General features: G+C 60.6%; 19 protein-coding genes. 6 read left to right on the top strand and 13 right to left on the bottom strand.

The features are described from left to right. Nucleotides 1–23 precede the first annotated feature (23 nt). The 9 genes from HU724_RS03255 to HU724_RS27715 form a co-directional block, all read right to left on the bottom strand. On the bottom strand, nt 24–1,475 hold the full coding sequence (locus HU724_RS03255) for a lipopolysaccharide kinase InaA family protein (protein WP_186567447.1): 1,452 nt from the start codon (nt 1,473–1,475) through the stop codon (nt 24–26). Beyond that, entirely contained in the window at nt 1,475–2,227 is a 753-nt protein-coding gene (locus tag HU724_RS03250) for a lipopolysaccharide kinase InaA family protein (RefSeq protein ID WP_024011323.1), read from the bottom strand. Before HU724_RS03250 ends, HU724_RS03255 begins: the two co-directional genes overlap by 1 nt. After that, nucleotides 2,224–2,958: a lipopolysaccharide kinase InaA family protein gene (locus tag HU724_RS03245; RefSeq protein ID WP_160769214.1), complete on the bottom strand. Its 735-nt coding sequence runs from the start codon at nt 2,956–2,958 to the stop codon at nt 2,224–2,226. Before HU724_RS03245 ends, HU724_RS03250 begins: the two co-directional genes overlap by 4 nt. After that, nucleotides 2,958–3,764, bottom strand: a complete 807-nt coding sequence (gene rfaP, locus HU724_RS03240; RefSeq protein ID WP_186567449.1) for a lipopolysaccharide core heptose(I) kinase RfaP — start codon at nt 3,762–3,764, stop codon at nt 2,958–2,960. The genes HU724_RS03245 and rfaP overlap by 1 nt, the downstream gene beginning before the upstream one ends. Beyond that, on the bottom strand, nt 3,764–4,885 hold the full coding sequence (locus HU724_RS03235) for a glycosyltransferase family 4 protein (RefSeq protein WP_073471643.1): 1,122 nt from the start codon (nt 4,883–4,885) through the stop codon (nt 3,764–3,766). The genes rfaP and HU724_RS03235 overlap by 1 nt, the downstream gene beginning before the upstream one ends. Further along, on the bottom strand, nt 4,885–5,946 hold the full coding sequence (gene waaC / locus HU724_RS03230; protein ID WP_186567451.1) for a lipopolysaccharide heptosyltransferase I: 1,062 nt from the start codon (nt 5,944–5,946) through the stop codon (nt 4,885–4,887). The genes HU724_RS03235 and waaC overlap by 1 nt, the downstream gene beginning before the upstream one ends. Before the next feature lies 1 nt (nt 5,947). Further along, a complete protein-coding gene (gene waaF / locus HU724_RS03225) occupies nt 5,948–6,982 on the bottom strand; it encodes a lipopolysaccharide heptosyltransferase II (protein WP_186567453.1) in 1,035 nt (344 codons plus the stop codon). 330 nt (nt 6,983–7,312) lie between these two features. Beyond that, complete coding sequence (gene glnE / locus HU724_RS03220; protein ID WP_186567455.1) at nt 7,313–10,252, bottom strand: bifunctional [glutamate--ammonia ligase]-adenylyl-L-tyrosine phosphorylase/[glutamate--ammonia-ligase] adenylyltransferase; 2,940 nt, start codon at nt 10,250–10,252, stop codon at nt 7,313–7,315. Further along, nucleotides 10,249–10,374 carry a hypothetical protein gene (locus tag HU724_RS27715; RefSeq protein WP_256205860.1) on the bottom strand — a complete coding sequence of 42 codons (126 nt, stop codon included), beginning with the start codon at nt 10,372–10,374 and terminating at the stop codon, nt 10,249–10,251. The genes glnE and HU724_RS27715 overlap by 4 nt, the downstream gene beginning before the upstream one ends. 262 nt (nt 10,375–10,636) lie before the next feature. Here HU724_RS27715 and aceE point away from each other — a divergent pair, with 262 nt between their 5' ends. The 5 genes from aceE (at nt 10,637) to msrA (ending at nt 20,742) form a co-directional block, all read left to right on the top strand. Next, complete coding sequence (aceE, locus tag HU724_RS03215; RefSeq protein WP_101156503.1) at nt 10,637–13,282, top strand: pyruvate dehydrogenase (acetyl-transferring), homodimeric type; 2,646 nt, start codon at nt 10,637–10,639, stop codon at nt 13,280–13,282. Between the two features lie 11 nt (nt 13,283–13,293). After that, nucleotides 13,294–15,255: a dihydrolipoyllysine-residue acetyltransferase gene (aceF, locus tag HU724_RS03210; protein ID WP_186567457.1), complete on the top strand. Its 1,962-nt coding sequence runs from the start codon at nt 13,294–13,296 to the stop codon at nt 15,253–15,255. A 277-nt stretch (nt 15,256–15,532) separates the two neighbouring features. Beyond that, complete coding sequence (locus HU724_RS03205) at nt 15,533–16,930, top strand: alkaline phosphatase D family protein (RefSeq protein ID WP_186567459.1); 1,398 nt, start codon at nt 15,533–15,535, stop codon at nt 16,928–16,930. A 254-nt stretch (nt 16,931–17,184) separates the two neighbouring features. Next, nucleotides 17,185–19,881 (top strand): putative bifunctional diguanylate cyclase/phosphodiesterase, encoded by a 2,697-nt coding sequence (locus HU724_RS03200; RefSeq protein ID WP_186567461.1) that lies wholly within the window; start codon nt 17,185–17,187, stop codon nt 19,879–19,881. 195 nt (nt 19,882–20,076) lie between these two features. Beyond that, nucleotides 20,077–20,742, top strand: coding sequence for a peptide-methionine (S)-S-oxide reductase MsrA (msrA, locus tag HU724_RS03195; protein ID WP_186567464.1), 666 nt, complete (start codon nt 20,077–20,079; stop codon nt 20,740–20,742). Between the two features lie 124 nt (nt 20,743–20,866). Here msrA and HU724_RS03190 read toward each other — a convergent pair whose 3' ends face one another. Beyond that, on the bottom strand, nt 20,867–21,706 hold the full coding sequence (locus HU724_RS03190) for a 23S rRNA (adenine(2030)-N(6))-methyltransferase RlmJ (protein ID WP_016772007.1): 840 nt from the start codon (nt 21,704–21,706) through the stop codon (nt 20,867–20,869). Between the two features lie 408 nt (nt 21,707–22,114). Between HU724_RS03190 and HU724_RS03185 the strand changes: the two genes are divergently transcribed. Then, nucleotides 22,115–22,528 (top strand): T6SS amidase immunity protein Tai4 family protein, encoded by a 414-nt coding sequence (locus HU724_RS03185; RefSeq protein ID WP_186567466.1) that lies wholly within the window; start codon nt 22,115–22,117, stop codon nt 22,526–22,528. A gap of 94 nt (nt 22,529–22,622) precedes the next feature. Here HU724_RS03185 and HU724_RS03180 read toward each other — a convergent pair whose 3' ends face one another. The 3 genes from HU724_RS03180 to HU724_RS03170 form a co-directional block, all read right to left on the bottom strand. Further along, nucleotides 22,623–22,943 (bottom strand): hypothetical protein, encoded by a 321-nt coding sequence (locus HU724_RS03180; RefSeq protein WP_101156523.1) that lies wholly within the window; start codon nt 22,941–22,943, stop codon nt 22,623–22,625. 326 nt (nt 22,944–23,269) lie between these two features. After that, a complete protein-coding gene (locus HU724_RS03175; RefSeq protein WP_186567468.1) occupies nt 23,270–23,983 on the bottom strand; it encodes a DUF4123 domain-containing protein in 714 nt (237 codons plus the stop codon). Further along, nucleotides 23,973–25,988, bottom strand: a complete 2,016-nt coding sequence (locus HU724_RS03170) for a type VI secretion system Vgr family protein (RefSeq protein WP_186567470.1) — start codon at nt 25,986–25,988, stop codon at nt 23,973–23,975. The genes HU724_RS03175 and HU724_RS03170 overlap by 11 nt, the downstream gene beginning before the upstream one ends. Nucleotides 25,989–26,089: the final 101 nt, after the last annotated feature.

The following is a 26,089-nucleotide window of genomic DNA, read 5'->3' as shown; positions in this document are numbered from 1 at the left end:
ACGAGCCTGCTCGTGAGAAGAACTCACCCTGCGCTGGAGACTTCCTTCGGCAACCGCTGATCAATGACTCGATACAACGCGCTGCGTTCAGGCCAGTTGCGCATGAAGCGCGCGCGATCGCGGGCGTAAGCCGAGGCAAAACTGCCAACCGAGGCGTGCTGACACATCGAGTCGAGATCGATCAGCGCCCAGCGATCCGTCTGCCAGAACAGATTGTGACCCTTGAAGTCGCCATGACTGATGCGCTCGGCAATCAATCGGGCAAACAGTTGATCAAGCGCCAGCAACTCGGCTTCCGGCGCCTGGCCATTTTCCACGTACGGCGCAAAGCGCTCGATAATGTCCGGCCCGGGCAGGTATTCGGTGACCAGATAGGCACTGCGGCGCAGCCACAAGAAGCGCTTCTCCAGTACCGCCAGCGGTTTCGGCGTGGCGATGCCAAGGAACGCCAGGCGATTGCCCTCACGCCAGGAATGCCAGGCCCGACTCGGGCGCCAGAAGCGTTTGAGCCAATGGGCGAAATTCTTGATGTTGTAGCGCTTGATAACCAGAGCCCGCCCGGCTATCTCGACTTTGCCGACGCTGGCCGCGCCGCCGGTCTTGTACAGGTGCCCCTGATCAAGCAAGGCGTCAGCCTGCTCAAGCACCGGCAGCATGGCCGCTGCTTCTTCACGGCGAACGGCGCGCAGGGCAAATGCGCCGCGCTGCACGGCGAACAACGTGCAGTCGCGGCCAACCTTGATCAGGTAATCCCTGAGTCGCCAGTTGCGCACCTTGTCGATCTGTTTTTGCAACGCCTCCAGCGGCAACGCATGCTCGCTGTTGCTCAGCAGGTAATACACCAGCAGTTCTTCGGTGAACGGTTCGAGTGATTTTGGCAACTGGGCGAAAAACACGCCGAGATTTTCCAGCACTTTCTGCCGGGACAAGGGCTGCCCCGCCGTTTCCGCACGAACGCCGGCGCCATCGATCAGGTACAACTGACCGCCGTGGCGCAGCAGATTGTCCAGGTGCAGATCTTCCTGCCAGAGTCCTTTGCCGTGCATCCGACCGATCGCATCCAGCGCTTCGGCCAGAACGGCGGTCTGCTCATCGGCCAGCGCCGGCAGAGACTCGACCTCGGCCCAGGCATCACCGAGGCTCTCGGAACCCTCAAGAAATTTGAACAGCAGCCAGCCACCCTCGCCGTCCTTCAGTCCATCGGCCAACAGCAGCGGCGTGGTCAGGTTTTGCGCAGCGAGCAGGCGCACACCGTCCAGCTCCCGCTGGAAATGCCGGGCGGCCTTGCTGCCGACCAGCAACTTGGCCAACACCGGCCGACCGCGCCAGACACCTGCGCCAACGTAACGCTGCCCGGGCAACACCCGCAGCAGGCTCAGCAACTGTAAATCCGCCGCACCGGCGGCGTCCGCCAGGGTAACGGTCAATGGCAGTGTGGGTGCGCGCCCGGAGCGGGCCAGCTCGGACAATTGCATCAGCGGGTCTCCTTGTGGCTGCGCCGCGCTGTCAGTCGGGTCAGCCAGCTGTCGAGCAACGAGCTGTCAGTCGGCTGGTCGAGATAAGCCGCAAGCAATTGGCGCAAGTCGGCCTCGCTCCACTGCGGCGCTCGGCGTTGCAACGGCTCCAGATCCTTGACCCGATCACGCATGCCGAACAGCAACGGCCGGGTTTTCTCCAGATCGATCAGTTGCGCCTCATAGCCGTCGCCGGTGGCGCGCAGAAAAATATGTTTGGGATAGAAACAGCCATGCACCTGACGCGCGCCGTGCAGCCGCCGCGCCAACAGCCCGCAAGCGGTGAGAACGGCCGAATGCTGCGCGGCACTGAGCTGCGTCCAGCGCGCCAGCAACGAATCCAGGTCGCTCCAGCCATCCAGGGCGCGGGTGAGCAGAATGGCGCGCACTTCCCCGGCGACCTTGCGCTCACCGAAAAAGGCTGCCTGCAATGCCGGTATGCCCAACTTGCGGTAACGGCTGATGTTGCGAAATTCGCGGGCAAAGCTTGGCTCGCCAAACGGCGCTTGCAAGGTCCGCGTCAGGTAATTGCTCTGTCGCTTGAGGTAATAGCCCTGGCCGTCAAGATCCAGGCGGAACACGCTGCTCCAGCCGCCTCCGGCAGTGTTGGGCTCATCCACAGCTTCAAGCTGTTTTGCCCACAGTGCGTCGAAATTGCCGAGACCGTGGCGCTCCAGCAGTGCGCGGTCCTGTTCGGCAAGAAAATCAGTCATTCGCGCCCCTCAAAAAATCTCACCACGTGGCGAATCCGTTTCTTGTCGGCGACATCGAGCCGATCACACTGGCGATACTGCTTGTAGAAGCGCAGGCGCTGGGTGTTGGACAGGTGATATTTGGCCAGTTTGTCGAGACAGGCGAGGTCCTTGGTGATCCGGTACTTGAGCCAGAAGCCGCGCCAGAATTCGCCGTTGGGGCAGTCGATGAGGAAGATGCGCGCCTGATCGTCGATCAGCAGGTTGCGCCATTTCAAATCGTTATGCGTAAACCGATGGTCGTGCATGGTCCGGGTGTAACCGGCCAATTGCTGGCTGACACCGTCGACCCAGGCGCGATCCTTGAGCCGGGGATCCTTGCGCTCGGCCAGCGCCGAGAGGTCTTCGGTATTGGGCAGCTCACGGGTGATCATCGCACCCCGATCGTAGGCCGCGCCGCGCCGCTCCAGGCCCCAGGCCACCACCTCGGCCGTGGGGATGCCCCACTTGGCGAAGCGCTTGAGGTTCTGCCATTCCATTTTTACCCGCGGCTTGCCGAGGTAACGGCGCAGGCCCTTACCGGCGCCGACGTAGCGTTTGACGTAGTAATTGACCCCGTCGCGCTGCACCCGAACCACCTCCGACAGCGGATCGCGGGTCAGGCGTTCGCCCTGTAACGCAAACACCGCTTCGAGGCTGCCGAAGTCCTCGGCGAGTTCGCTGTACTGCGGTTCAAGTGTCCAGCCCGCCATCAGAGCGCATCCCCGTAACGCTGTTTGCGCGCGTAGAGGCTGTCGGCCTTGCCTTGCAGCCAGCTCAGCAGTGGCGCCTCTTCTGCCAGAATCTGCCGCAGCGGTTGCTGGAAATAGCCCTTGAGGAAACGCAGTTTGTCGCGGCGGGTCAGGCCGATGTCCAACGCCGAGAAGTACAGCGCCGCCAGATCCTTGTTGCGCCAGCGCTGAGTGATTTTCGCGCGGGTTTGGGCACGGTGCAGATCGATCACCGAGAGTTTGAAATCCTGCGGTGTGACCGGTTTGTCGGTGTGCAGCAGAAAATGGCAGATGTAGCAGTCGCGGTGATTAACCCCGGCGCGGTGCATCATCCCGGTCATCCGCGCGACTTCGGCAATCAGTGCGCGCTTGAGTGTTGGCTCCGGCGGCTGCTTGACCCAGTCAATGCTGAAGTCTTCAAGGCTGATGGTCGGCGCGAGTTCTTCGGTGACGATGAACGAATGCTGATCCGCCGGGTTGCTGCCCTTCTCGCCGTAGGCGACGGCGGTCATGGTCGGCACGCCGACTTCCTGCAGACGCTGGATGGCCTTCCACTCTTGCCCTGCGCCGAGCACCGGCAGCTTGGCGGTCAGCAGGTTCTTGAAGATTTCGCCCCAACCGATGCCACGGTGAATCTTGACGAAAAAACCATGGCCGTCGACTTCCGTGCGCAATGTCCGGCGCGCTTCCAGCTCGCGGTATACCTCGCCCTGCAAGCCCTCGACTGCGGCGAACGGGTCGCGTCCGGCCCAAAGGCTTTTGAACGGTTCAGCCAGCATCAACTTCATTAAGCGTGCTCCGCCAGAATCACATCCGCCGCGTGCTGCGGCATGCTGTAGAGGTCGGCCGTCTCGGCGAAGGCCAGACCGTTGCGGCTCCAGGCCGCACGTGCAGCGTCGTTGCTCAACATCTCGGTCAGGTATTGCGTCAGCTGCGCCTGCTCGAACGGCTCGTCCAGCACTCGCCCGGCATCGGCCTCGGCAATGTAATGGGCGTAACCGCAGACCGCGCTGACCAACACCGGCAAACCGGCCACCAGCGCTTCAAGCAGCACGGTGCCGGTGTTTTCGTTGTAGGCCGGGTGAATCAACAGGTCGGCGCCGAGCAGGAAACGCGGGATATCGCTGCGCCCTTTGAGGAAGGTCACATTGTCGCCCAGGCCCAGCGTCGCACTCTGCATCTGGAACAATTTGGGGTCATCCTGGCCGATTACAAACAGCCGGGTGCGTTTTCTCAACTCGGCCGGCAGCGCGGCCAGTGCCTTGAGGCTGCGATCGACACCCTTGGTCTTGAAGCCGGAGCCGATCTGCACCAGCAGCAACTCGTCGTCCTTGAGATTGAATTCAGCGCGGAAACCGGCGCGAATCTCATCGGCATTCGCCGGCCGCCGACGATCCTGAGCAATGCCCGGCGGCAGCAGGTGGAAACGCTCGAGCGGCGTGTCGTAATACTTGATGAACAGCGGCTGCTGCACTTCGGAAATCATCAGCACTTCGGTCTTCGCGTCCTTGGCGAACACCGCGCGCTCGTACTCGGCGAAGTGGCGATAGCGACCCCAGCGGCGATACAGCGAGTTGCGCAGGTTCTGCGCCTTGTCTTCAAAGCAGCCGTCGGCGGCGTAGTAGACGTCAAGGCCCGGCATCTTGTTGAAGCCGATCAAGCGATCGACCGGGCGCTTGGCCAGATCCGCTGCCATCCATGCGCTGAGCTTTTCATTGCGACGATGGTTGAAGAATGCCTTGACCGGCGCCACCAGCACTTCGAAACCCGGCGGCACGTCGCCTTCCCAGATCAGCGTGTAGACGCGAATCTGATGGCCGCGCTTCTGGCATTCGAGGGCGATGCGCATGAAATCGCGCTGCAAGCCGCCGAACGGGAAATATTTGTACAGGACAAATGCCAATTGCATCAGCGCAGCTCCTCAGCCATTAACAACGTGCTCAGTCGGCTGGCAACACGCTCGGGGTTCACACGCGTGAAGCACAATGGCTGCTCGCGTTTCAGGTCAAACTGACGGGCATCCTGCTCGGTCGGTTGATAGGTACATTTTTTCTGCATGCAGGGCGCGCACGGGAAGTCGCTGGCCAAGTGAATCTGCAGCTTGCCGTAGGCGCCGGTGAGGCCCGGGTTGGTCGGGCCGAACAACGAAATCGTCGGTACATCCAGCGCAGCGGCCAGATGGCCGAGCCCGGTGTCCACCGCCACGCAGGCTTGCGCGCCGGCGAGGACTTTGCCGACGCCGGCCAGATTGAGCTTCGGCAGCACTTCGGCGTGTTTGAAGCCGGCAGCGATGCGTTCGGCGCGGGCCTTTTCCTGAGGGTTGCCCCACGGCAGCTTCACGCCAACGCCGAGGTAGCCGACCCGCTCGGTCAGCTCGCGCCAGTAGATTTCCGGCCAGTGCTTGGTGTCCCAAGTGGTGCCGTGGAGGAACACCACGTAAGCGTTCTTGCGTGGCAACTCGACCAGTCGCTCGACGTTGAGGCCGTAATCGCCGAGGCCTTTGGGCAAGTCGTAACCCAGAGCGATGGCGAATAACTGGCGTACGCGCTCGACGGCGTGCTGGCCTCGGGCGACAGCGAGTTTACGATCGTAGAAGCGCGCAGCCATCGGCTCGCGCGCGGAAGTTTTATCGAGGCCGGCCACCGGGGCTTTGACGTAGCGGGTCAGCCAGGCACTTTTCAGCAGGCCTTGAGCGTCGATCACCAGATCGTATTTATTGGCGCGCACGCTTTGCTTGAAGCGTTTCCACTCGCCGCTGGTGATGGTTTTCCACAAATTCCTGCGCCAGCGGCGGATCGCCACCGGAATCACTTTATCGACCGCCGGATGCCAGCTCGGAATCTCGGCGAAGCCCTCTTCCACCACCCAGTCGAACTTGATGCCCGGGATCGCCCGGGCGGCGTCGGTCAGCGCTGGCAACGCGTGAATCACGTCGCCCAGCGATGAAGTCTTGATCAGCAATACCCGCAAGTTAATGAACCTCGACCACGGAGCCCTGCAACTTCTGCAAGGCATCGTTGACCGCGTCCGGCATCAGCTGGCGCAAGCAGTTGTAATGGCCGAACCGGCAAGTTCGATCGAAGCACGGGCTGCATTCGATGCCCAGGCGCACGATCTCGACCTGCTCGGCCAGCGGCGGGGTGAAGCCCGGCGAGGTCGAGCCGTATACCGCGACCAGCGGACGATTCAATGCCGCAGCGACGTGCATCAGGCCGGAGTCATTGGACACAACGGAATCGGCGCATGAGAGCAGGTCAATGGCCTCGGCCAGCGAGGTGCCGCCGCTGAGGTTGACCGATTCTTCGCGCAGCCCCGGGATCAACCGGGCGCGGATGTCTTCGCCGACCGCGTGATCGTTTTTCGAGCCGAACAGCCACACCTGCCAGCCTTCGCGGATGCGCGCTTCGGCGACCTTGGCGTAGTGCTCGGACGGCCAGCGCTTGGATTCGCCGAACTCGGCGCCGGGGCACAGGGCCAGGACCGGGCGATCAAGGGTCAGGCCGAATTTGGCCAGTGCCGCTTCGCGGGTCACCGGGTCGATTTGCAGACTCGGGCGCGGGTACGGCTTCGGCAGCTCGGCGTTCGCTTCATAGGCCAGCGCCATGAAACGCTCGATCATCAGCGGGTAACGTTCTTTGTCGAGAGTGCGCACATCGTTGAGCAGGCCATAGCGGAATTCGCCGCGCCAACCGGTGCGTTTCGGGATGCCGGCAAAAAACGGCACCAGTGCCGATTTCAGCGAGTTGGGCAGCAGGATCGCCTGATCGTACTGACCGCGCAGGGTCTTGCCGATGCGTCGGCGCGTCGCCAGTTCCAGCGCGCCGTGGCCGAGCGGGAAGCTCAAAGCCTTGCGCACTTCGGGCATGCGCTCGAGGATCGGCCGGCTCCACTCGGGCGCCAGCACGTCGATTGCGCATTGCGGGTGGCGCTGCTTGAGACACTGAAACAGTGTCTGCGCCATCACCATGTCACCGACCCAACTGGGCCCAACGATCAGAATATTCATGTGGTTTCCAAAAACGAGCCGGGGAGGCATTTACGCCTCCCCGCCTCGATAATTCTACAAACACTGTAGATCTACTGTGGGAGCGGGCTTGCCCGCGATGGGGTCTTCACATTCAACACTATTGTCGTCTGATACTCCGCTATCGCTGGCAAGCCAGCTCCCACAGGGTTTTGCATCTGTTTCAACATCTGCATTTCAGCGCAGATCACTGCGGGAGCGAGCCTGCTCGCGAATGGGCCAGTACATTCAAAACAAATGCCGACTGACACTCCGCCTTCGCGAGCAGGCTCGCTCCCACCTTTTGAATCTCATTGTCTTCATTGGCGCTTTTCAGCTTAGCCCCATCTCTTTCCATATCCGCAAAACCTGCCGGCGTTCCTCGGCAAACTGGTCGCCCGGTATTACCCCGGCGTCCTTCTGCAAGGCCTGCCGGTGGGCGGCGGAGCGGTAGGCCTTGTAGGCCTCGCGCAACAGACTGGCATCTTCGGCGGGCATCAGCCCTTCGTGTTCCAGCTCTTCCAGAATGCGGATGTTATCGGTCCAGCGCAGCAGCGGTGGATGGCTGTGCGACCACGCCAGGGCCGCGTATTGCACCATAAATTCAATATCGACGATACCTCCGGCGTCCTGCTTGAGGTCGAACGGCACGCCCGCGTCGAACGCATTCGCCGCCGTGCCGGCTGCGGTGCTGCGGGTGCCGAGGTTGTCGCGCATCTTGGCGCGCATCTCGCTGACTTCCTGTTGCAGTTTGGCCAGATCCCTAGGTTTGCCCAATACCTGCGCGCGGACTTTCTCGAAGGCCTGGCCAACATCCTGACTGCCCACCAGCACCCGCGCGCGCACCAGGGCCTGATGCTCCCAGGTCCAGGCTTCGTTTTCCTGATAGCGGGCGAACGCGCCGAGAGAACTCACCAGCAGCCCGGAAGCACCGGAGGGCCGCAGGCGCATATCCACTTCATACAGCTGGCCGGAGTTGGTCTGCGCCGTGAGCAGGTGGATGATCCGCTGCCCCAGGCGCGTGAAGAACTGCGCGCCGTCGATGGATTTCGGCCCGTCGGTTTCCGCCTGCGGATCGCCGTCATGGATGAACACCAGATCCAGATCGGAACCATGCCCCAATTCGATACCGCCGACTTTGCCATAACCGACAATGATGAAGCCAGGATCGCACAGAGTGCCGTCGGTGCGCAGCGGCGTGCCGTACTTGGCCACAGTCTGCCGCCAGGCCAGGGCCAGCACCTGTTCGAGAATCGCTTCGGCCAGCCAGGTCAGGTAATCGCTGACTTTCATCAGTGGCAGGCTGCCTGCAATTTCCGAAGCGGCGACGCGCAAGCGGTGCGCCAGTTTGAAATGGCGCAGGGCTTCCATTTGCTGCTCGAGGTCGTCTTCGGGAATTCGCGTCAGGCGTTCGCGCAACTCGGCCGCCAGTTCCGGCGCCAGCGGCGGCTTGAACAGCCGGCCCTCGTTGAGCAATTCGTCGAGCAGCAGCGGGAAGCGCGTGATCTGCTCGGCAATCCACGGGCTCGCCGCACACAAGGTCAGCAGGCGGCGCAGCGCACCGGGGTTTTCCGTGAGCAAAACCAGATACGCCGAACGCCGCGCCACCGCTTCCACCAGTGGCAGCACGCGCTCGAGCACCAGATCGGGATTGTCATGCTCCACCGCTTGCGCAAGCAGTCGCGGAATGAACGCATCCAGACGTTCGCGTCCCAGCCGCTGCATCGCGCGCAATTGCGGACTGCCACGCAAACCGGCCAGCGCTTTCAGGGCTTTGCCGGCATCGACGAAACCGCCTTCCTGCAACTGCCGGCACGCGGCCTCTTCGTCCTGTTCTTCCTCCCACAGCGGCAGCCACTCACCACCGACCACCACTTCGCTTTCGCTGCCCTCTTCCTCATCGGGATCGGCGATCACCTGGGCGAAATGCCAGGCCACGCGCCCGCGCCAGTACATCAGCTGTTCGTGGAACGCCGACCAATCGGCGAAGCCCAGCATGAAGGCGATCCGCGCCTGATCCTGAGCGCTGTCCGGCAGCATCTGCGTCTGACGGTCGGCAATCGCTTGAATGGCATGTTCGGTGTAACGCAGAAACTCGTAACCCTCGCGTAACTCACTGACCACCGCCGGCGGCAGATAGCCTTGCCCTTCCAGCGTGCTCAACACCTTTAATAGAGGACGCTGTTGCAGGCTCAGGTCGCGGCCACCGTGGATCAACTGAAAAGCCTGAGCGATGAACTCGACTTCCCGGATGCCGCCGGAGCCGAGCTTGATGTTGTCGGCCATGCCCTTGCGCCGCACTTCCTGCTGGATCAACTGCTTCATGGTGCGCAGCGCTTCGATCGCCGAGAAGTCCAGATAGCGCCGATAAACGAACGGCCGCAGCATATCGAGCAACTGCGTGCCGGCAACCTGATCGCCAGCCACCACCCGCGCCTTGATCATCGCGTAGCGTTCCCAGTCGCGGCCCTGATCCTGGTAATACTGCTCCAGCGCGTTGAAGCTGAGCACCAGCGCACCAGACGATCCATATGGACGCAGGCGCATGTCGACGCGGAAGACGAAGCCGTCGACCGTCATGGGATCCAGCGCCTTGATCAGACGCTGGCCGAGGCGGATGAAGAATTCCTGATTATCCAGCGAGCGTTTCACGCCGACGGTTTCGCCGCCTTCGGGGTAGGCGAAGATCAGGTCGATGTCGGAAGACAGATTCAGCTCGACCGCGCCGAGCTTGCCCATGCCGAGGATGACCATCTGCTGCGGCTCACCGCTGCGCCGCCCGGTCGGCGTGCCGAATTGCTCGCAATGGCGGCTGTACAGCCATTGATAAGCCTGATCGATGGTAGCGTCGGCCATGTCCGAGAGGTCGCGGCAGGTCTGCACCAGATCGGCCTGACGGGTCAGGTCGCGCCAGATGATTCGCACCTGATGGCGTGCGCGCTGGCGGCGCAAGGCGCGGCCTAGTTCGTCCTCGCTCTGCGCGGCGTTCACAGCGGCGGCGATCTGTGCGCACAGCTCGCCGGGCGCAAACGCTCGATCAAGTTCGCCGGACGCCACCAGCGACAACAACATCAAAGGGTCACGAATGCTCTGTTCAATGACAAATTCGCTGGCGGCGCTGACGCGGGCGAATTGCGCCCAGCGCTCCGGCGTCCAGTTCGACAGGCCGTGATCGTCTTCAAGGGCGGCGACGGACGTACGGAACGACTGCTCGGATCGGCTGACCAACGGCAGGAGAATGGCGGGCAGTTCGGCAAGCACGGGCAGGGTCATGGTCTATCCTTGATCGGCGTATTGAGCGCCGCTTGTAGTGAATGATGAAAACCCGCTACGTGAAGGACTGTCGAACAAAAGTTAGAAATAGCTGAAATTTCTTCTTCTTTGGCATCCAGCATCAAACTTTCACCTTATTCGGATGGAAATCGACCCGCCTTAACGATTATTCTCACAACGCAGTCGGAGGCCACAAGCCTTTCATCTGTAGTTTTACTACTCGTCTATACATTCGAAAGGCTGAAATGCCGGAAGATTTGTAGTAAAACTACACGCCGCCGGAACAACCTGTCGGCAATCCAAGAATTTTAAATCGTCTGCCCACAAGGCCAGTCGCAAACTCAGGCAACCGATTCTGGAAGCCTTTCCGCCCTGGAGCAAGCCATGCAAGACCTCGATCCCGTCGAAACCCAGGAATGGCTGGACGCCCTGGAATCGGTTCTCGACAAAGAAGGCGAAGACCGTGCTCACTATCTGATGACCCGTATGGGCGAACTCGCGACCCGCAGCGGCTCGCAGCTCCCTTACGCGATCACCACGCCTTACCGCAACACGATCCCAGTTACCCACGAAGCACGCATGCCTGGCGACCTGTTCATGGAACGCCGCATTCGCTCGCTGGTACGCTGGAACGCGATGGCCATGGTAATGCGCACGAACCTGCGAGATTCGGACCTGGGTGGTCACATCTCCAGCTTCGCTTCCAGTGCGACCCTGTATGACATCGGCTTCAACTATTTCTTCCAGGCCCCGACCGACGAACACGGCGGCGACCTGATCTACTTCCAGGGCCACACCTCGCCAGGCGTTTACGCCCGTGCATTCATGGAAGGCCGCATCACCGAAGACCAGATGAACAACTTCCGTCAGGAAGTCGATGGTCAAGGCCTGTCGTCCTATCCGCACCCTTGGCTGATGCCTGACTTCTGGCAGTTCCCGACCGTATCGATGGGTCTGGGTCCGATCCAGGCGATCTACCAGGCGCGCTTCATGAAGTACCTGGAGCACCGCGGTTTCATCCAGCCGGGCAAACAGAAGGTCTGGTGCTTCCTGGGCGACGGCGAGTGCGACGAGCCGGAATCCCTGGGCGCGATCTCCCTGGCCGGCCGCGAGAAGCTGGACAACCTGATTTTCGTCATCAACTGCAACCTGCAGCGCCTCGACGGCCCGGTTCGCGGCAACGGCAAGATCATCCAGGAACTCGAAGGCGTGTTCCGCGGTGCTCAGTGGAACGTGACCAAAGTCATCTGGGGCCGTTTCTGGGACCCGCTGCTGGCCAAAGACGTCGACGGTATCCTGCAACGCCGCATGGACGAAGTCATCGACGGCGAATACCAGAACTACAAAGCCAAAGACGGCGCGTTCGTTCGCGAGCATTTCTTCAACACGCCTGAACTCAAGGCGATGGTTGCCGATCTGTCCGACGACGAGATCTGGAAACTCAACCGTGGCGGCCACGACCCGTACAAGGTCTACGCGGCGTACCACGAAGCGGTCAACCACAAGGAACAACCGACCGTCATCCTCGCCAAGACCATCAAAGGTTATGGCACCGGTGCCGGCGAAGCGAAAAACACTGCGCACAACACCAAGAAAGTCGACGTCGACAGCCTGAAGCTGTTCCGCGACCGCTTCGACATTCCGGTCAAGGACGAAGAGCTGGAGAACCTGCCGTTCTTCAAGCCAGAGCCAAACAGCGCCGAAGCCCGCTACCTCGCCGAGCGCCGTGCCGCACTGGGCGGTTTCGTGCCGCAGCGCCGCGCGCAGAGCTTCAGCGTACCGACCCCGGATCTGGACACCCTGAAAGCCATCCTCGATGGCTCGGGCGACCGTGAAATTTCCACCACCATGGCTTTCGTGCGGATCCTCGCGCAACTGGTCAAGGACAAGGAAATCGGCCCGCGCATCGTCCCGATCATCCCGGACGAAGCCCGTACCTTCGGTATGGAAGGCATGTTCCGTCAGTTGGGTATCTACTCCTCCGTCGGCCAGCTCTACGAGCCAGTCGATAAGGACCAGGTGATGTTCTACAAGGAAGACCAGAAAGGTCAGATCCTTGAAGAAGGCATCAACGAAGCCGGTGCCATGAGCTCGTTCATCGCCGCCGGTACGTCGTACTCCAGCCACAACCAGCCGATGCTGCCGTTCTACATCTTCTACTCGATGTTCGGCTTCCAGCGTATCGGCGACCTGGCCTGGGCCGCTGGCGACAGCCGTACCCGTGGCTTCCTGATCGGCGGCACCGCCGGCCGCACCACCCTGAACGGTGAAGGTCTGCAACACGAAGATGGTCACAGCCACCTGCTGGCCGCGACCATCCCGAACTGCCGCACCTACGATCCGACCTACGGCTACGAGCTGGCGGTGATCATTCAGGACGGCATGAAGAAGATGACCGAAGAGCAACAGGACATCTTCTACTACATCACCGTGATGAACGAGTCGTACCAGCAGCCAGCCATGCCGGCCGGTGCCGAAGAAGGCATCAAGAAAGGCATGTACCTGCTCGAGGAAGACACTCGCGATGCGGCGCACCACGTTCAGCTGATGGGCTCCGGCACCATCCTGCGTGAAGTGCGTGAAGCGGCGAAGATCCTGCGTGAAGAGTTCAACGTCGGCGCCGACGTATGGAGCGTTACCAGCTTCAACGAACTGCGTCGCGACGGCCTTGCCGTAGAGCGCAGCAACCGTCTCAAGCCTGGCCAGAAGCCTAAGCTGAGCTACGTCGAAGAGTGCCTGAACGGCCGTAAGGGTCCGGTCATTGCTTCTACCGACTACATGAAGCTGTTCGCCGAGCAGATCCGTCAGTGGGTACCGTCCAAGGAATTCAAAGTCCTGGGCACCGACGGTTTCGGCCGCAGCGACAGCCGCAAGAAACTGCGTCATTTCTTCGAAGTCGACCGTCATTTCGTGGTGTTGGCAGCCCTGGAAGCACTGGCTGACCGTGGTGATATCGAACCCAAGGTTGTGGCCGAAGCCATCGCCAAGTTCGGCATCGACCCGGAAAAACGCAACCCACTGGACTGCTGAGGAGACATTTTGTGAGCGAACTCATTCGCGTACCTGACATCGGCAGCGGTGAAGGTGAAGTAATTGAACTGTTTGTGAAGGTCGGCGACCGCATCGAAGCCGACCAGAGCATCCTGACCCTGGAATCGGACAAGGCCAGCATGGAAGTGCCGGCCCCGAAAGCCGGCGTCATCAAGAGCCTGAAAGTGAAGCTGGGCGACCGTCTGAAAGAAGGCGACGAACTGCTCGAGCTGGAAGTCGAGGACGCCGCTGAAGCGGCCCCTGCACCTGCCGCCGCACCTGCTGCGAAAGCCGAAGAGAAACCGGCTGCGGCACCTGCTGCTGCCGCGCCTGCCGCTGCCCCTGCTGCCGCTTCGGTACAGCAAGTGCACGTGCCGGACATCGGTTCGTCGGGCAAGGCACAGATCATCGAGATTCAGGTCAAGGTCGGCGACAGCGTCGAAGCTGATCAATCGCTGATCACCCTGGAATCCGACAAAGCGAGCATGGAAATCCCGTCGCCTGCCGCTGGCGTGGTCAAGGCCATCAGCGTCAAGCTCAACGACGAAGTCGGCACTGGCGACCTGATTCTGGATCTGGAAGTGGCGGGTGCTGCGGCCCCTGCTGCGGCCGCTCCGGCTCAGGCTGCTGCGCCTGCTGCTGCCGCTGCGCCAGCCCCGGCGGCGGCTCCGGCTGCACCGGCCGCTGACAGCGTTCAGGACATCCACGTCCCGGACATCGGGTCGGCGGGCAAGGCAAAAATCATCGAAGTACTGGTCAAGGCCGGCGATACCGTCGAAGCCGACCAGTCGCTGATCACCCTGGAATCCGACAAGGCGAGCATGGAAATTCCATCGCCTGCCGCTGGCGTGGTCGAAAGCGTTTCGATCAAGCTGGATGACGAAGTCGGTACCGGCGACCTGATCCTCAAGCTCAAAGTCAAAGGCGCGGCTCCTGCTGCTGCCCCGGCTGCGGCGGCTGCACCGAGCGCTCCGGCACCTGCTGCTCCGGCTGCCGCTGCACCTGCTGCCGCTCCAGCCGCAGCGCCGGCTGCTACACCAGCGAAACCGGGCGCCAAAGTTCACGCCGGCCCTGCCGTGCGTCAACTGGCTCGTGAGTTCGGCGTCGAGCTGAGCGCCGTTGGCGCCAGCGGTCCGCACGGTCGCATCCTCAAGGAAGACGTGCAGGTTTACGTCAAGGCGATGATGCAGAAGGCCAAGGAAGCACCGGCCGCTGCTGGCGGCGCTACCGGTGGCGCGGGCATCCCGCCGATCCCGGTGGTCGATTTCAGCCGTTTCGGCGAAATCGAAGAAGTGCCGATGACCCGCCTGATGCAGGTCGGCGCTGCCAACCTGCACCGCAGCTGGCTCAACGTGCCACACGTGACGCAATTCGACTCGGCGGACATCACCGAGCTGGAAGCCTTCCGTGTTGCGCAGAAAGCCGTGGCCGAGAAGGCTGGCGTCAAGCTGACCATCCTGCCGCTGTTGCTCAAGACCTGCGCGCACCTGCTCAAGGAGCTGCCGGACTTCAACAGTTCGCTGGCACCAAGCGGCAAGGCGATCATCCGCAAGAAATACGTGAACATCGGCTTCGCCGTCGACACCCCGGATGGCCTGCTGGTGCCGGTGATCAAGAACGTCGACCAGAAGAGCCTGCTGCAACTGGCAGCCGAAGCGGCTTCGCTGGCTGAAAAAGCCCGCACCAAGAAGCTGTCCTCGGACGAGATGCAGGGTGCCTGCTTCACCATTTCCAGCCTCGGTCATATTGGCGGCACCGGCTTCACGCCGATCGTCAACGCGCCGGAAGTGGCGATCCTCGGTGTGTCCAAGGCTACCATCCAGCCAGTCTGGGACGGCAAAGCCTTCCAGCCGAAGCTGATGCTGCCACTGTCGTTGTCCTACGATCACCGCGTGATCAACGGCGCTGCTGCTGCACGCTTCACTCAGCGTCTAGGCAGCCTGTTGGGCGACATCCGCACCATCCTGCTGTAACTCAAACGGCCCCCCGGCGACGGAGGGCCGCTTGCTGCACCCTTTCGAGCGCCACACGCTCGTACCTCAACCCCGTCAATTGACGGGGCTTTTTTTTGGCTGAAATAAACCGGATCGCGCCTCTTTCCTACAACCTGCGCTGACATCGGCCACAGGTCTGGTCCACTTAACGCCAATATTTTCTGCCGCCGGCCAACTAACCTCTGCTCAGGAAAGTTGCTTCAATGCGCTCCGCTTATTTAATTCTTGTTTATTAAAATCTCGAACGGAATCGATCATGTTCAAACCGACTATCGGCCCCATCGTGGGCCACACCACAACTAACGAAGTGCGCATTTTCATGCGCGGCGAACAACAGGACAAAAAGCGTGTATTTGCCGGAGTTCGCGCCCGCAAGGCCGGCACGGAAAAATGGTCGAACAGCGTATTTGCACTTTTGCATCCAGCCAACGACATGTCGGGCGTACTGGTATTACAGGATCTGGACGCCGATTGTGAATACGAATATCAAGCCGGCTGGTTAAGCCCGATGAATCCGGTACACACCATCGACACAGTGGTGGAGTTTCCACTGCAATGGCCGCGACAGCTCTACCGCTTTCGTACCCGCACCGCGCAAGCCAGCCAGCCCCGGGGCTTTATCGTCGGTTCGTGCCGTTATCTGCGAATTACCGCCGGCATCGCTTCATTACCGCAACTGGGCGATCGCATCTTCGGTTCGATCAGCCAACTCATCGAAAACAGCCAGTTACCGGTCAGCGCGGTGATCATGACCGGGGACCAGGTTTATGTAGATGACTTGAATATCATTGCGCCGGATCGCGAAGCGAAAGACATCCTGAAAAAGTATCGAACGGCATTCTCGCAACCGAATATTCAACGATTGATGTCCAATACATCGACTTACATGATGCTCGACGATCATGAAATAGAAGATAACTGGCCCGCCAATGCCAAAGAAGCGGACAAGCATTTATATCGCAATGCCATGGCCGCTTATGAACTTTATCAAGCCAGTCACAGCCCGGTTTATGCATGTAACAACAATGGCCAGATCGATCGTCAGACCCTGCGGCATTACTGGTATCAGTTTGGCGACGGCGATATCGCCTGGTTCGTGACTGACAGTCGCACCCGACGCAACCTGTCGCAGGAGGACCGACGCATACTCGACGTCGAGCAGGAGGAGGCATTGCTGCAATGGCTTATCCACAGCCCGGCGCGGGTAAAGTTTGTGGTCACCAGCGTGATGTTCTATCCCGATCGCAAACTCAACGGTGACGATGCCTGGAAAGCTTTCCCCGAGCAGCGTCTGCGCCTGCTGGAAACCATCCGCACTCACCGGATCAAGAACGTGGTGTTCGTCTCCGGCGACGTCCATGGCTCGCTGACCAGTCGCTTGAGTCACAGCGAGGACACCGATTTCGAGGTGCACACCATCGTGTCCTCGCCGCTGCACAACAGCAAATTGCTGCCGTATGCCAAGGCGTCGACATTCATCCTCGATCAACCGCTGGTGCGCACGGTGGCCGGTGATTATCGGCACGAGCTGACCAGTGCCGTGGTGAGCCAGGACAACTTTGCGCATGTGGTCGTCGAAGCTGACCGGATTTTGGTCAATTACCATGATCGCGATGGCAAGAAGCTGCAGTCGATCAGTTTGAAATTGCGTTGAAACACCGAAAGATCGCAGCCTTTGGCAGCTCCTGCATGGCTACGTGGCGCCTGCAAGAGTTGTTCAAGGCTGCGATCTTCTGCTCATTTCAGTTGTGCACTGGAGAAATGTTCACTGCAGCCGACATATTCTTATAGCACTTGGCCTTCATCTCTCTTGTCAGTCGGTGCCGCAATGATGCAACCTTGCCGCAGCCAACAGACAAGAGGGCGAGAGCCCGGCGCATTCAGCATATTTCCAAGCGAGTTTCCTTCATGAAGAGCCAGCCCGATGCCGCCAGCCGTATGGCGGCCGAGGTAGTGACGCAGTTGCCTGTGCCCTCGCGGCTCGGCATGCTGCGTTTCGAGCGCTTGAATGAAGCCAGTTGGGCGATGCTGTTCCTTGATCCCAACTGCGAACGCCAGTTCGGCCAGCCGGCCGTCGAGCTCTGCGCACTGGTCGGCTCGCCCTACGCCAGCCTGATGGAGCCCGAAGCGCGCTACCAACTGCATGACGCGATCCAGCAGCAGTTGAGCAAAAGCGCGCATTACGTGGTGCGCTACACCCTGCACACTGCCGCCGGCGCGTTGAACATCCTTGAACTGGGCGAAGCCTACAAACAGCACAACCGGCATTTGCTGCGCGGCTACCTGCTGGCCGTCGACGAGGTGTTCGACGAAACCCAGGCGCTGTCTTCGGTGGATCTGGAAACCCAGAACTCGCGCCTGCAAATCGCCCTTGAGCTCAACCAGCGTGCCCAGCAGGAACAACTGCAGCATCTGGAACGCGTGCGCGCCCAGCAGGATCTGATTCTGCTACTCGCACGCCAGCGCTACAGCACGCACAACTCGCTGCAGGAAGCCGCCGAGCTGATCACCCGCTGCGCCTGCGATATCTACGAAATCGACTGCGCCAGCCTGTGGAACCTCGAAGGCCAGCGCTTGCTGCCGATCTCCGCCTACCATCGTGCGACCCAGGAATACATCCTGCCGGAGCCGATCGATATCAGCGGCTTCCCCGATTACATGGAAGCGCTGCACAGCAGCCGCGCCATCGATGCCCACAACGCCATGCACGACCCGCGCACCCGCGAGATGGCCGAGGCGATGCGTCCGCGTGACGTCAACGCCATGCTCGACGCCAGCATCCGCGTCGACGGCCAGGTTGTCGGCGTGTTGTGTCTGGAACAGACCGGCGTCACTCGCGCCTGGCAGTCCGACGAAATCGCCTTTGCCGGCGAACTGGCCGACCAGTTCGCGCAGGTGATCAACAACCACAACCGGCGCACCGCCACCAGCGCCCTGCACCTGTTTCAACGCGCGGTCGAGCAGAGCGCCAACGCCTTCTTGCTGGTCAACTGCGACGGCGTGGTCGAGTACGTCAACCCGAGCTTCACCGCGATCACCCAGTACACCACCGAGGAAGTCCACGGTCAGCGCCTGTCGGAATTGCCGGCGCTGGAAAATCTCAGCGAACTGCTGTTCGACGCACCTTCGGCGCTGGCCCAGAGCAACAGCTGGCAGGGTGAATTCAAGAGCCGCCGCAAGAACCTCGAACCGTACTGGGGCCAGCTGTCGATTTCCAAGGTCTATGGCGATAACCGTGAGCTGACGCATTACATCGGCATCTACGAAGACATCACCCAGACCAAACTCGCGCAGCAACGTATCGAGCGCCTGGCCTATACCGACAACCTGACCAACCTCGGCAACCGTCCGGCATTCATCCGCAATCTCGATGAGCGCTTCGCCCGCGACAGCGATACGCCGATCAGCCTGTTGCTGGTGGACATCGACAATTTCAAGCGGATCAACGACAGCCTCGGCCACCAGACCGGCGACAAACTGTTGATCAGCCTCGCCCGGCGCCTGCGCAACAGCCTCAGCCCGAGTGGCAGTCTGGCGCGTTTTGCCAGTAACGAATTTGCCGTGTTGCTCGACGACACCGATCTTGAAGCCGGGCAGCAGATCGCCAGTCAGTTGCTGATGACCCTCGACAAGCCGATGTTCGTCGACAACCAGCTGATCAGTGTCACCGGCTCCGTCGGCCTGGCCTGCGCGCCGCTGCACGGGCGCGATCCGCAAACCCTGATGCGCAACGCCGGCCTGGCGCTGCACAAGGCCAAGGCCAACGGCAAACACCAGTTGCAGGTGTTCACTGAGGCGCTGAACGCCGAGGCCAGTTACAAACTGTTCGTCGAGAACAACCTGCGCCGCGCCCTGACCCAGAACGAACTGGACGTGTTCTACCAGCCCAAGCTGTGCCTGCGCAGCGGTCGCCTGCTGGGCATGGAAGCGCTGTTGCGCTGGAACCACCCGGAACGCGGCATGATTCGCCCGGACCAGTTCATCAGCGTCGCTGAGGAAACCGGCCTGATCATTCCGATCGGCAAGTGGATCGCCCGTCAGGCGTGCCGCATGAGCAAATCCTTGACCGCTGCGGGCCTTGGCAACCTGCAAGTGGCAATCAATCTGTCACCGAAACAGTTCTCCGATCCGGATCTGGTCGCCTCGATCGCCAACATCCTCAGGGAGGAAGCGCTGCCGGCCAATCTGCTCGAACTCGAGCTGACCGAAGGCCTGCTGCTGGAAGCTACCGAAGACACGCATCTGCAGCTCGACCAACTCAAGCGCCTGGGCCTGACCCTGGCCATGGATGACTTCGGCACCGGGTACTCGTCGCTGAGCTATCTGAAGAAATTCCCGATCGACATCATCAAAATCGATCGCAGCTTCATCCATGAAATCCCCGACAACCAGGACGACATGGAAATCACCTCCGCCGTGATCGCCATGGCCCACAACCTCAAACTCAAGGTCGTCGCCGAAGGCATCGAAACCGCCGAGCAACTGGCGTTCCTGCGCCGACATCGCTGCGACGTCGGCCAGGGTTATCTGTTCGACCGACCGATTCCGGGTGACGAACTGATCAAAGCGCTCAAACGCTACCCGCGCGGACCGCTGTGCCTCTAACGCGGACCTCTATGCAGATCCTTTGTGGGAGCGAGCCTGCTCGCGAAGGCGATAAATCCGTTGGCATCTTCGTCGCCTGACACCCCGCTTTCGCGAGCAGGCTCGCTCCCACAGTTTTGATGGTGCGAATTCCGGCATCATTCGGCACACTGGCGGTCTGACTTTCTACCTCCAACCTGACTGAGAGGAACGCTCATGGTTCTGCGCTCGGAAATTCTGGTGAACAAAAACGTGCTTCCAACCAAAGAACAAGCCCTGCCCGGCCGCGAAACCCCGATGACCCTGCCGGAAAAACACTTCGTATTCGAAGACACCCCGCTGCTCGGTCCATTCTTTCAGGACGTCGACTTTGCGATTTTCGGTCTGGGTTGCTTCTGGGGCGCGGAACGACGTTTCTGGCAGCGCGAAGGCGTGGTCAGCACCGTGGTTGGTTACGCCGGCGGCTTCACGCCGAACCCGACGTACGAAGAAGTCTGCTCGGGCCTGACCGGCCACGCCGAAGTGGTGCTGGTGGTATATGACAAGGCTCAAGTCAGTTACGAAGAACTGCTGGCGATGTTCTGGGAACTGCACAACCCGACTCAGGGCATGCGTCAGGGCAACGACATCGGCACTCAGTACCGCTCGGTGATCTACGCCACCACCCCGGAGCAACTGGATGCGGCACTGAAAAGCAAAGACGTGTATCAGGCTGAACTCGCCAAGGCCGGTCTGGGTGAAATCAGCACCGAGATTGAACAGGCGCCGACCGTGTACTTTGCCGAGGCGTATCACCAGCAGTATCTGGCGAAAAATCCTGAAGGCTATTGCGGGATTGGCGGCACCGGCGTGTGCATGCCTGCGAGCCTTGCGGGCAACTAACCCCGCCTGATCGTTCCCACGCTCTGCGTGGGAATGCAGCCCGGGACGCTCCGCGTCCTGACAGCGGACGCAGAGCGTCCATTGAGGCATTCCCACGCGGAGCGTGGGAACGATCGCTCGGCGATCAACTCTCGGCAATCAGCCAATCCATCTGCCAGCCACCCTGAGTCTGCCCCAGCTTCTTCGACAACCACGGCAGCAACTCACGCAATTCTTCTTCCAGCCCCCACGGCGGATTGGCGATCGCCAGCCCGGAACCGTTCAGGCTGTTCGGCGTGTCCAGCGGATGCACCAGCAGCTCCACACGCAGCAACTTCGGTGCACCGGTGCCTGCCAGGTCCTGATAGAAACGCCGCAGTGCACGCTGATCCTTCACCGGATACCAGATCGCTGCCACAGTCTGGCGCATGCGGCCGATGGCTTCTTTCATCGACGCCGCGCAACGCTGCATCTCGTCCAGTTGCTCGAACGGCGGATCGATCAGCATCACCGCGCGCTTTTCCTGCACCGGCAACATCGCCCGCGCCACATGCCAGCCCTCGCCCAGATGCACTTTCACCCGACGGTCGCCGGCCATGTTGTCCTTGAGCAACACGCCATCTTCGGGATGCTTCTCGTTGAGCATCACCCGATCCTGCGGCCGCGTCAGGCGCCGCGCCAGCTCCGGCGAACCCGGGTAATAGCGCAACTGGCCATCCGGGTTCATCTCGTGCAGCACCTTCATATAGTCGGCAGTCAGCGCCGGCAGGTCCGGCTGATCCCACAACCGCGCAATGCCTTCCAGGTACTCGCCGGTGCGATTGGCCTGATCGCCCTGCAAGTCATACAGACCGATGCCGGCGTGCGTGTCGAGATAGGCAAACGGCTGCTCCTTGCGCGACATCAGAGCGATGAGGCGGGTCAAGGTCAGGTGTTTGAACACATCGGCGTGATTGCCGGCATGGAAGGCGTGACGATAATTCATGGCTGCTCCTGCGAGGGCCGCAAAGTTTACCTTTTACCGGACGGCAAGTCAGGGGTTGGCGGCCGAGCGAACAAAAAGCCTGCCCTCACCCTAGCCCTCTCCCGGAGGGAGAGGGGACTGACGGTGGCGATCTTGCGAGTTACATCGACCTGAATGATCCACGTGATCTCAGGCTTGGCCAAGCGTAGATAAGCGCCCAAGTCGCAAGTCGTCACACGACCAGTCCCCAGAAAGAACACCACCATCCAGGCTTGGCCAAGCGAAGTTCACCACTGAAGTCGCAGGTCGGCGTACATCACCCAGACAACTCGGTCAGTCCCCTCTCCCTCTGGGAGAGGGCTAGGGTGAGGGGCTTTGCTTTTATGGCGTTAAACTGGCTAACCATGAACGACAGGAAGTCAAAAACTCATGCGATATCTGATCATCTGTTTACTCAGCCTTCTTGGCCCATACCTCGCCCTTGCCGACGAAACCCACATTGAACAGGCACGCCAGACACTAAAGAACTACGGGCTGGGCCACTGCATTCTGAAGCCATTCAACGAACGCTCAGCGCTGGAAAAAGACATTGCGCTGTCCGCCAATGCCTATTCATTCATGGGCAACGGCCTACATTCCATCCTGCAAGATGAAGACACGCTGCAAGTGCTGCACGATCCCTATAAAGAAACACTGAGCTACATATCGGCGGCTTACCAGCAGACCCCTTCACGCAGCAAACATTCAAATGAAAAAGTGGTGTTCCTTGCGTGCCTGAAGATCTACAACTCCGAAGCGTTCAACCGCTTTATCAAAACCCAAGATGCCTACATCTCTGACTGACCCCCCGATTTCAATCAATCAAAAGATCGCAGCCTTCGGCGGCTCCTACATGGGATAGGCGCTCACTCTGACGAAGGCTGCGGCCTTTCGATCTTCAGGCGGGCAAGCTGCGCAAGCGCTTGCCGATGACATCGAGCACATCACAGCCATCGCGCAATGGGATGGCGCACAGCAGGGCGAAGTCGCTGAGGATCACGGAGTCGCATTCGATCGAGCCGCGCATGCACATGTTTTCCAGGACCTGGACCACGGCGCGGATGCGGTGGTTGGCAGCGTCCATGAGGATGTCGAGGGGCACGTGGGTGTCGACGAACAGGCTGGGCATGTCGCTGCAATTGCCGGTGAGGGCCATGAAGCGGTTGTCGGGGTGAGGCGTGATTTTCTTGTAGGGCGGATCATGTTTTGTCGTTGTCATTCTTGGCATCCCTGAAGTTCTGAGTGGAGCCGCCATTGACCTTCCTACGGGTTTGGGTGGCAGCCATGTGCGGGAGTAGGAACTGAGAACTCCAAATCAGCCACGTCGAAACGTGTCCCGCACAAAGCCGCCGTCAACTTGTCATGAATACGCTTTGACCCTTGTATTCAGCCTGCGGCACTTATGCACTTCAGAGTTCGGGATCCTACCCCCTGCCACCGCTCTCGCGGCAACAACGAAAAGACTATCCCTGCAACCCACCACGCACCAGTTCATGAAAGCCGCCGCGATTCGAAGGAAACGTCCGAAGCGTTTGCCCCGAAATTTCACTCTGCCTCTGCCAGCAAAAACTCCAGAAGCGCCGATCGTGACGAATCTTCCGACATCGATAATTTTAAAAACTGCCCGACCTTGCAGCGCAAAACAGCCTCGGGAAACGCCTCGAACACGGCCGGTTGCTCCTCGCTCAGCCATTGCAAAGCATTGGCGATGCGTACGCTTGCATCAGTCTGCGCCAACAGCGATTGCGGCACGCTCCACCACGGAAAGACCCGCCCCGAAACCAGCGCACGGCCCCCGATTTCAATGGCCTGGCCATTGATCAAGGCTCGTGAAACGACTGGCAGCCATTGCGCGGGAATGACCTCGTCAGAGTGCAAAAGAGGCAGCAGAAACCGACCATCCCAAAAGCGAAAAAACACCGCTTTACCGTCCGGCATCAGCACTTGAGTCAGGCTGCGGAAATGTTCGACCAGCACGTCAAGATCCGCCGAAGACACCGCCAGCCACCCCCAGTCCCGCGAGTCGGTTTGCGTCACCCAACGTAAAAACTCACTGTCTGCAGCGACAATTCCCACATAGGGCATCACCGCGTCCCACTCGGCATAAATGGTCTCGGCCCAGACCGGATTTGCCGTGCCCTGCCAGGCTTTGAAGGCATCGGCGTCGCTGGCACGGCCGAAAATGGCGAACAGTTGCTCCGACGCATGCAGCGGTTGCCGCGCCAGCCATTGTTCGGGCGTCATTTGTTCAGGCTGCACAGACACCGTCCTTGCACCGCTCACACTCTTCGCAGAAAGGCGCATCACCTTTGAGACTCATGATCTGTGCGGCGGTGAGAACCGCCGCCGGTGCAGCGACCAGTTTCTCTGGCAAGCCCGGCACCAAAGGCGCAGCGCTGGTCGCCGCCATCGGCGCGCCACCCACAACAATCGGCACGCTGCTGAAAATGCCGCCGGGGCCGATGTTGATCCACTGTCCGCCGGCCTGAATCGTCGCGCTCGCGCCGCCATCAATGACCACTTGCTGGCCTGCGCTGATATGGATCTGCGCCGAGGCGCTGGTGGCCTGGCTGTTCACCCGAACCTGCCGGTCGCCGAGCACGGACAAATGATCATCCTGCCTGACTTCGGTCTGGCGCTGGCCGTGGGTGATGCGTTGCTCGTCGGCCTTGAGTTCATGCCGGGCGGTGCCGGTGACGAGCACACTGCGCTGATTATCGACCTGCAGCTGCTGGTCGTTGAGCACATGCTGGGTCCAGTTGCGCTGGGCACGCAGGTAGATTTCCTCGGCGCCTTTTTTATCCTCGATGCGCAGTTCGTTATAACCGCCACCGCCGGGACTGCTCTGGCTGCGGAACACGCTTCGGGTCTTGTCTGCCGGCAGATCCAGCGGCACAGGGGTCGCCGCATTTGGCAAACAACCCATGACCAGCGGCTTGTCGGCATCGCCATCAATGAAGCCGACCAGCACTTCCATGCCGACGCGCGGAATCAACACGCTGCCATAGTGATCGTGAGCCCAACCGGTCGCGACGCGCAGCCAGCAACTGGAGTGCTCGTTCAATTCGCCATCACGGTCCCAGGCCAGTTGCACTTTGACCCGGCCATATTCATCGCAATGGATTTCCAGATCTTTCGGGCCGGTGACCACGGCAGGTTGGTAGCCCGACATGCGCGGTTTTTCCGGGCACAGTGCCGGACGAAAGACCACGTCCCACGGCGTGGCGACGAAAGTATTGCGGTAGCCCTGGAAGGATTCGCCATCGCTGGTCACCGATTCCTCCAGCACCTGCGGCTGACGGCCGCGATGCTCGACACAGGTGAGCAACCACAGATCATTCCAGTCGCTGCGCGGGTGCTCGGTGAGTTGCAGAAAATGCCCGCAGACGAGTGAGGATTCGTCGCTGCTGCCCTCGGCCTGACGGTAATCGGCGACGTGCCGTTCCAGCGCTCGCCGAGTCAGCTGTTTGCCGGTTTCACGATCACTGAATTGGCCGGGGAAGAGATAGTCCTCCAGCACCGGACGCTGCTCGCCGTCACTGCGACTTTCCAGAGACAGCCGTGGTTTTTCGAAGTTGTAGTCGCGCCGAGTGACGACGCTGGTGCGGGTTTCCACGCGCACGTTGAACCGTTGAATCGCCGGCGCGCCAGCCGACATGCCGCTGCCCGGCAAATACAGCGTCGGCTCGGGCAGCTTGGGGAACACGGTCTGGTCGTCGCCGAATACCAGCAGATGGCCTTCGGGGCTGTGGTGAAAGTGGTAATGAATGCCGACTTCGGCACATAGGCGCTGGATAAAGGCCAGATCGCTTTCGGCGTATTGCACGCAGTACTCGCGCTCCGGGTATTCGCTGCCCAGGCGAAATTCAAAGGCATCGCGCAGGATCGAATGATCCTTGAGGATCTGCTTGATGATCTGCGGCACGCTCTGATGCTGAAAAATCCGCTGGTTGATGCGATGCCCCAGATACGTCAGACGCGGGACAAGGCTGAGGTGATAGCGTGTCAGACGTTTCCCGGAATCGCCCTGCCCGACCTGATAAATCTGACCATGAATACCGCAACCCTGAGCATCGAAACTCAGAAACGCCTGACCATGCAGCAGGCTTTCCAGATCCAGGTCCGGCCGCTCGCTGACCAGTTCCAGCTCGAAGCGAAAAGGTTGGCTGATGGCTTCCCTGCCCGTGAACTCAAGGACTTTGAGGTCATGCCGGGCGCCTTCGAGGGTCAACGTGAAACGCGGTTGATTGGCAGGCGCGAACATCCGATGTCTCTCTGCAGTGTGAGGGCGGGCGATTCTGCATGAGGGGCAAGGGGTGCTGAACAGGTGACGGGAAATTCAGATTTGCCCTACGTGGGTTGCTG

This window comes from Pseudomonas iranensis (assembly GCF_014268585.2).
GTDB classification, from domain to species: domain Bacteria; phylum Pseudomonadota; class Gammaproteobacteria; order Pseudomonadales; family Pseudomonadaceae; genus Aquipseudomonas; species Aquipseudomonas iranensis.
Note: the sequence above shows the minus strand (reverse complement) of the source record. Positions and strands in the feature narration are given on the sequence as shown.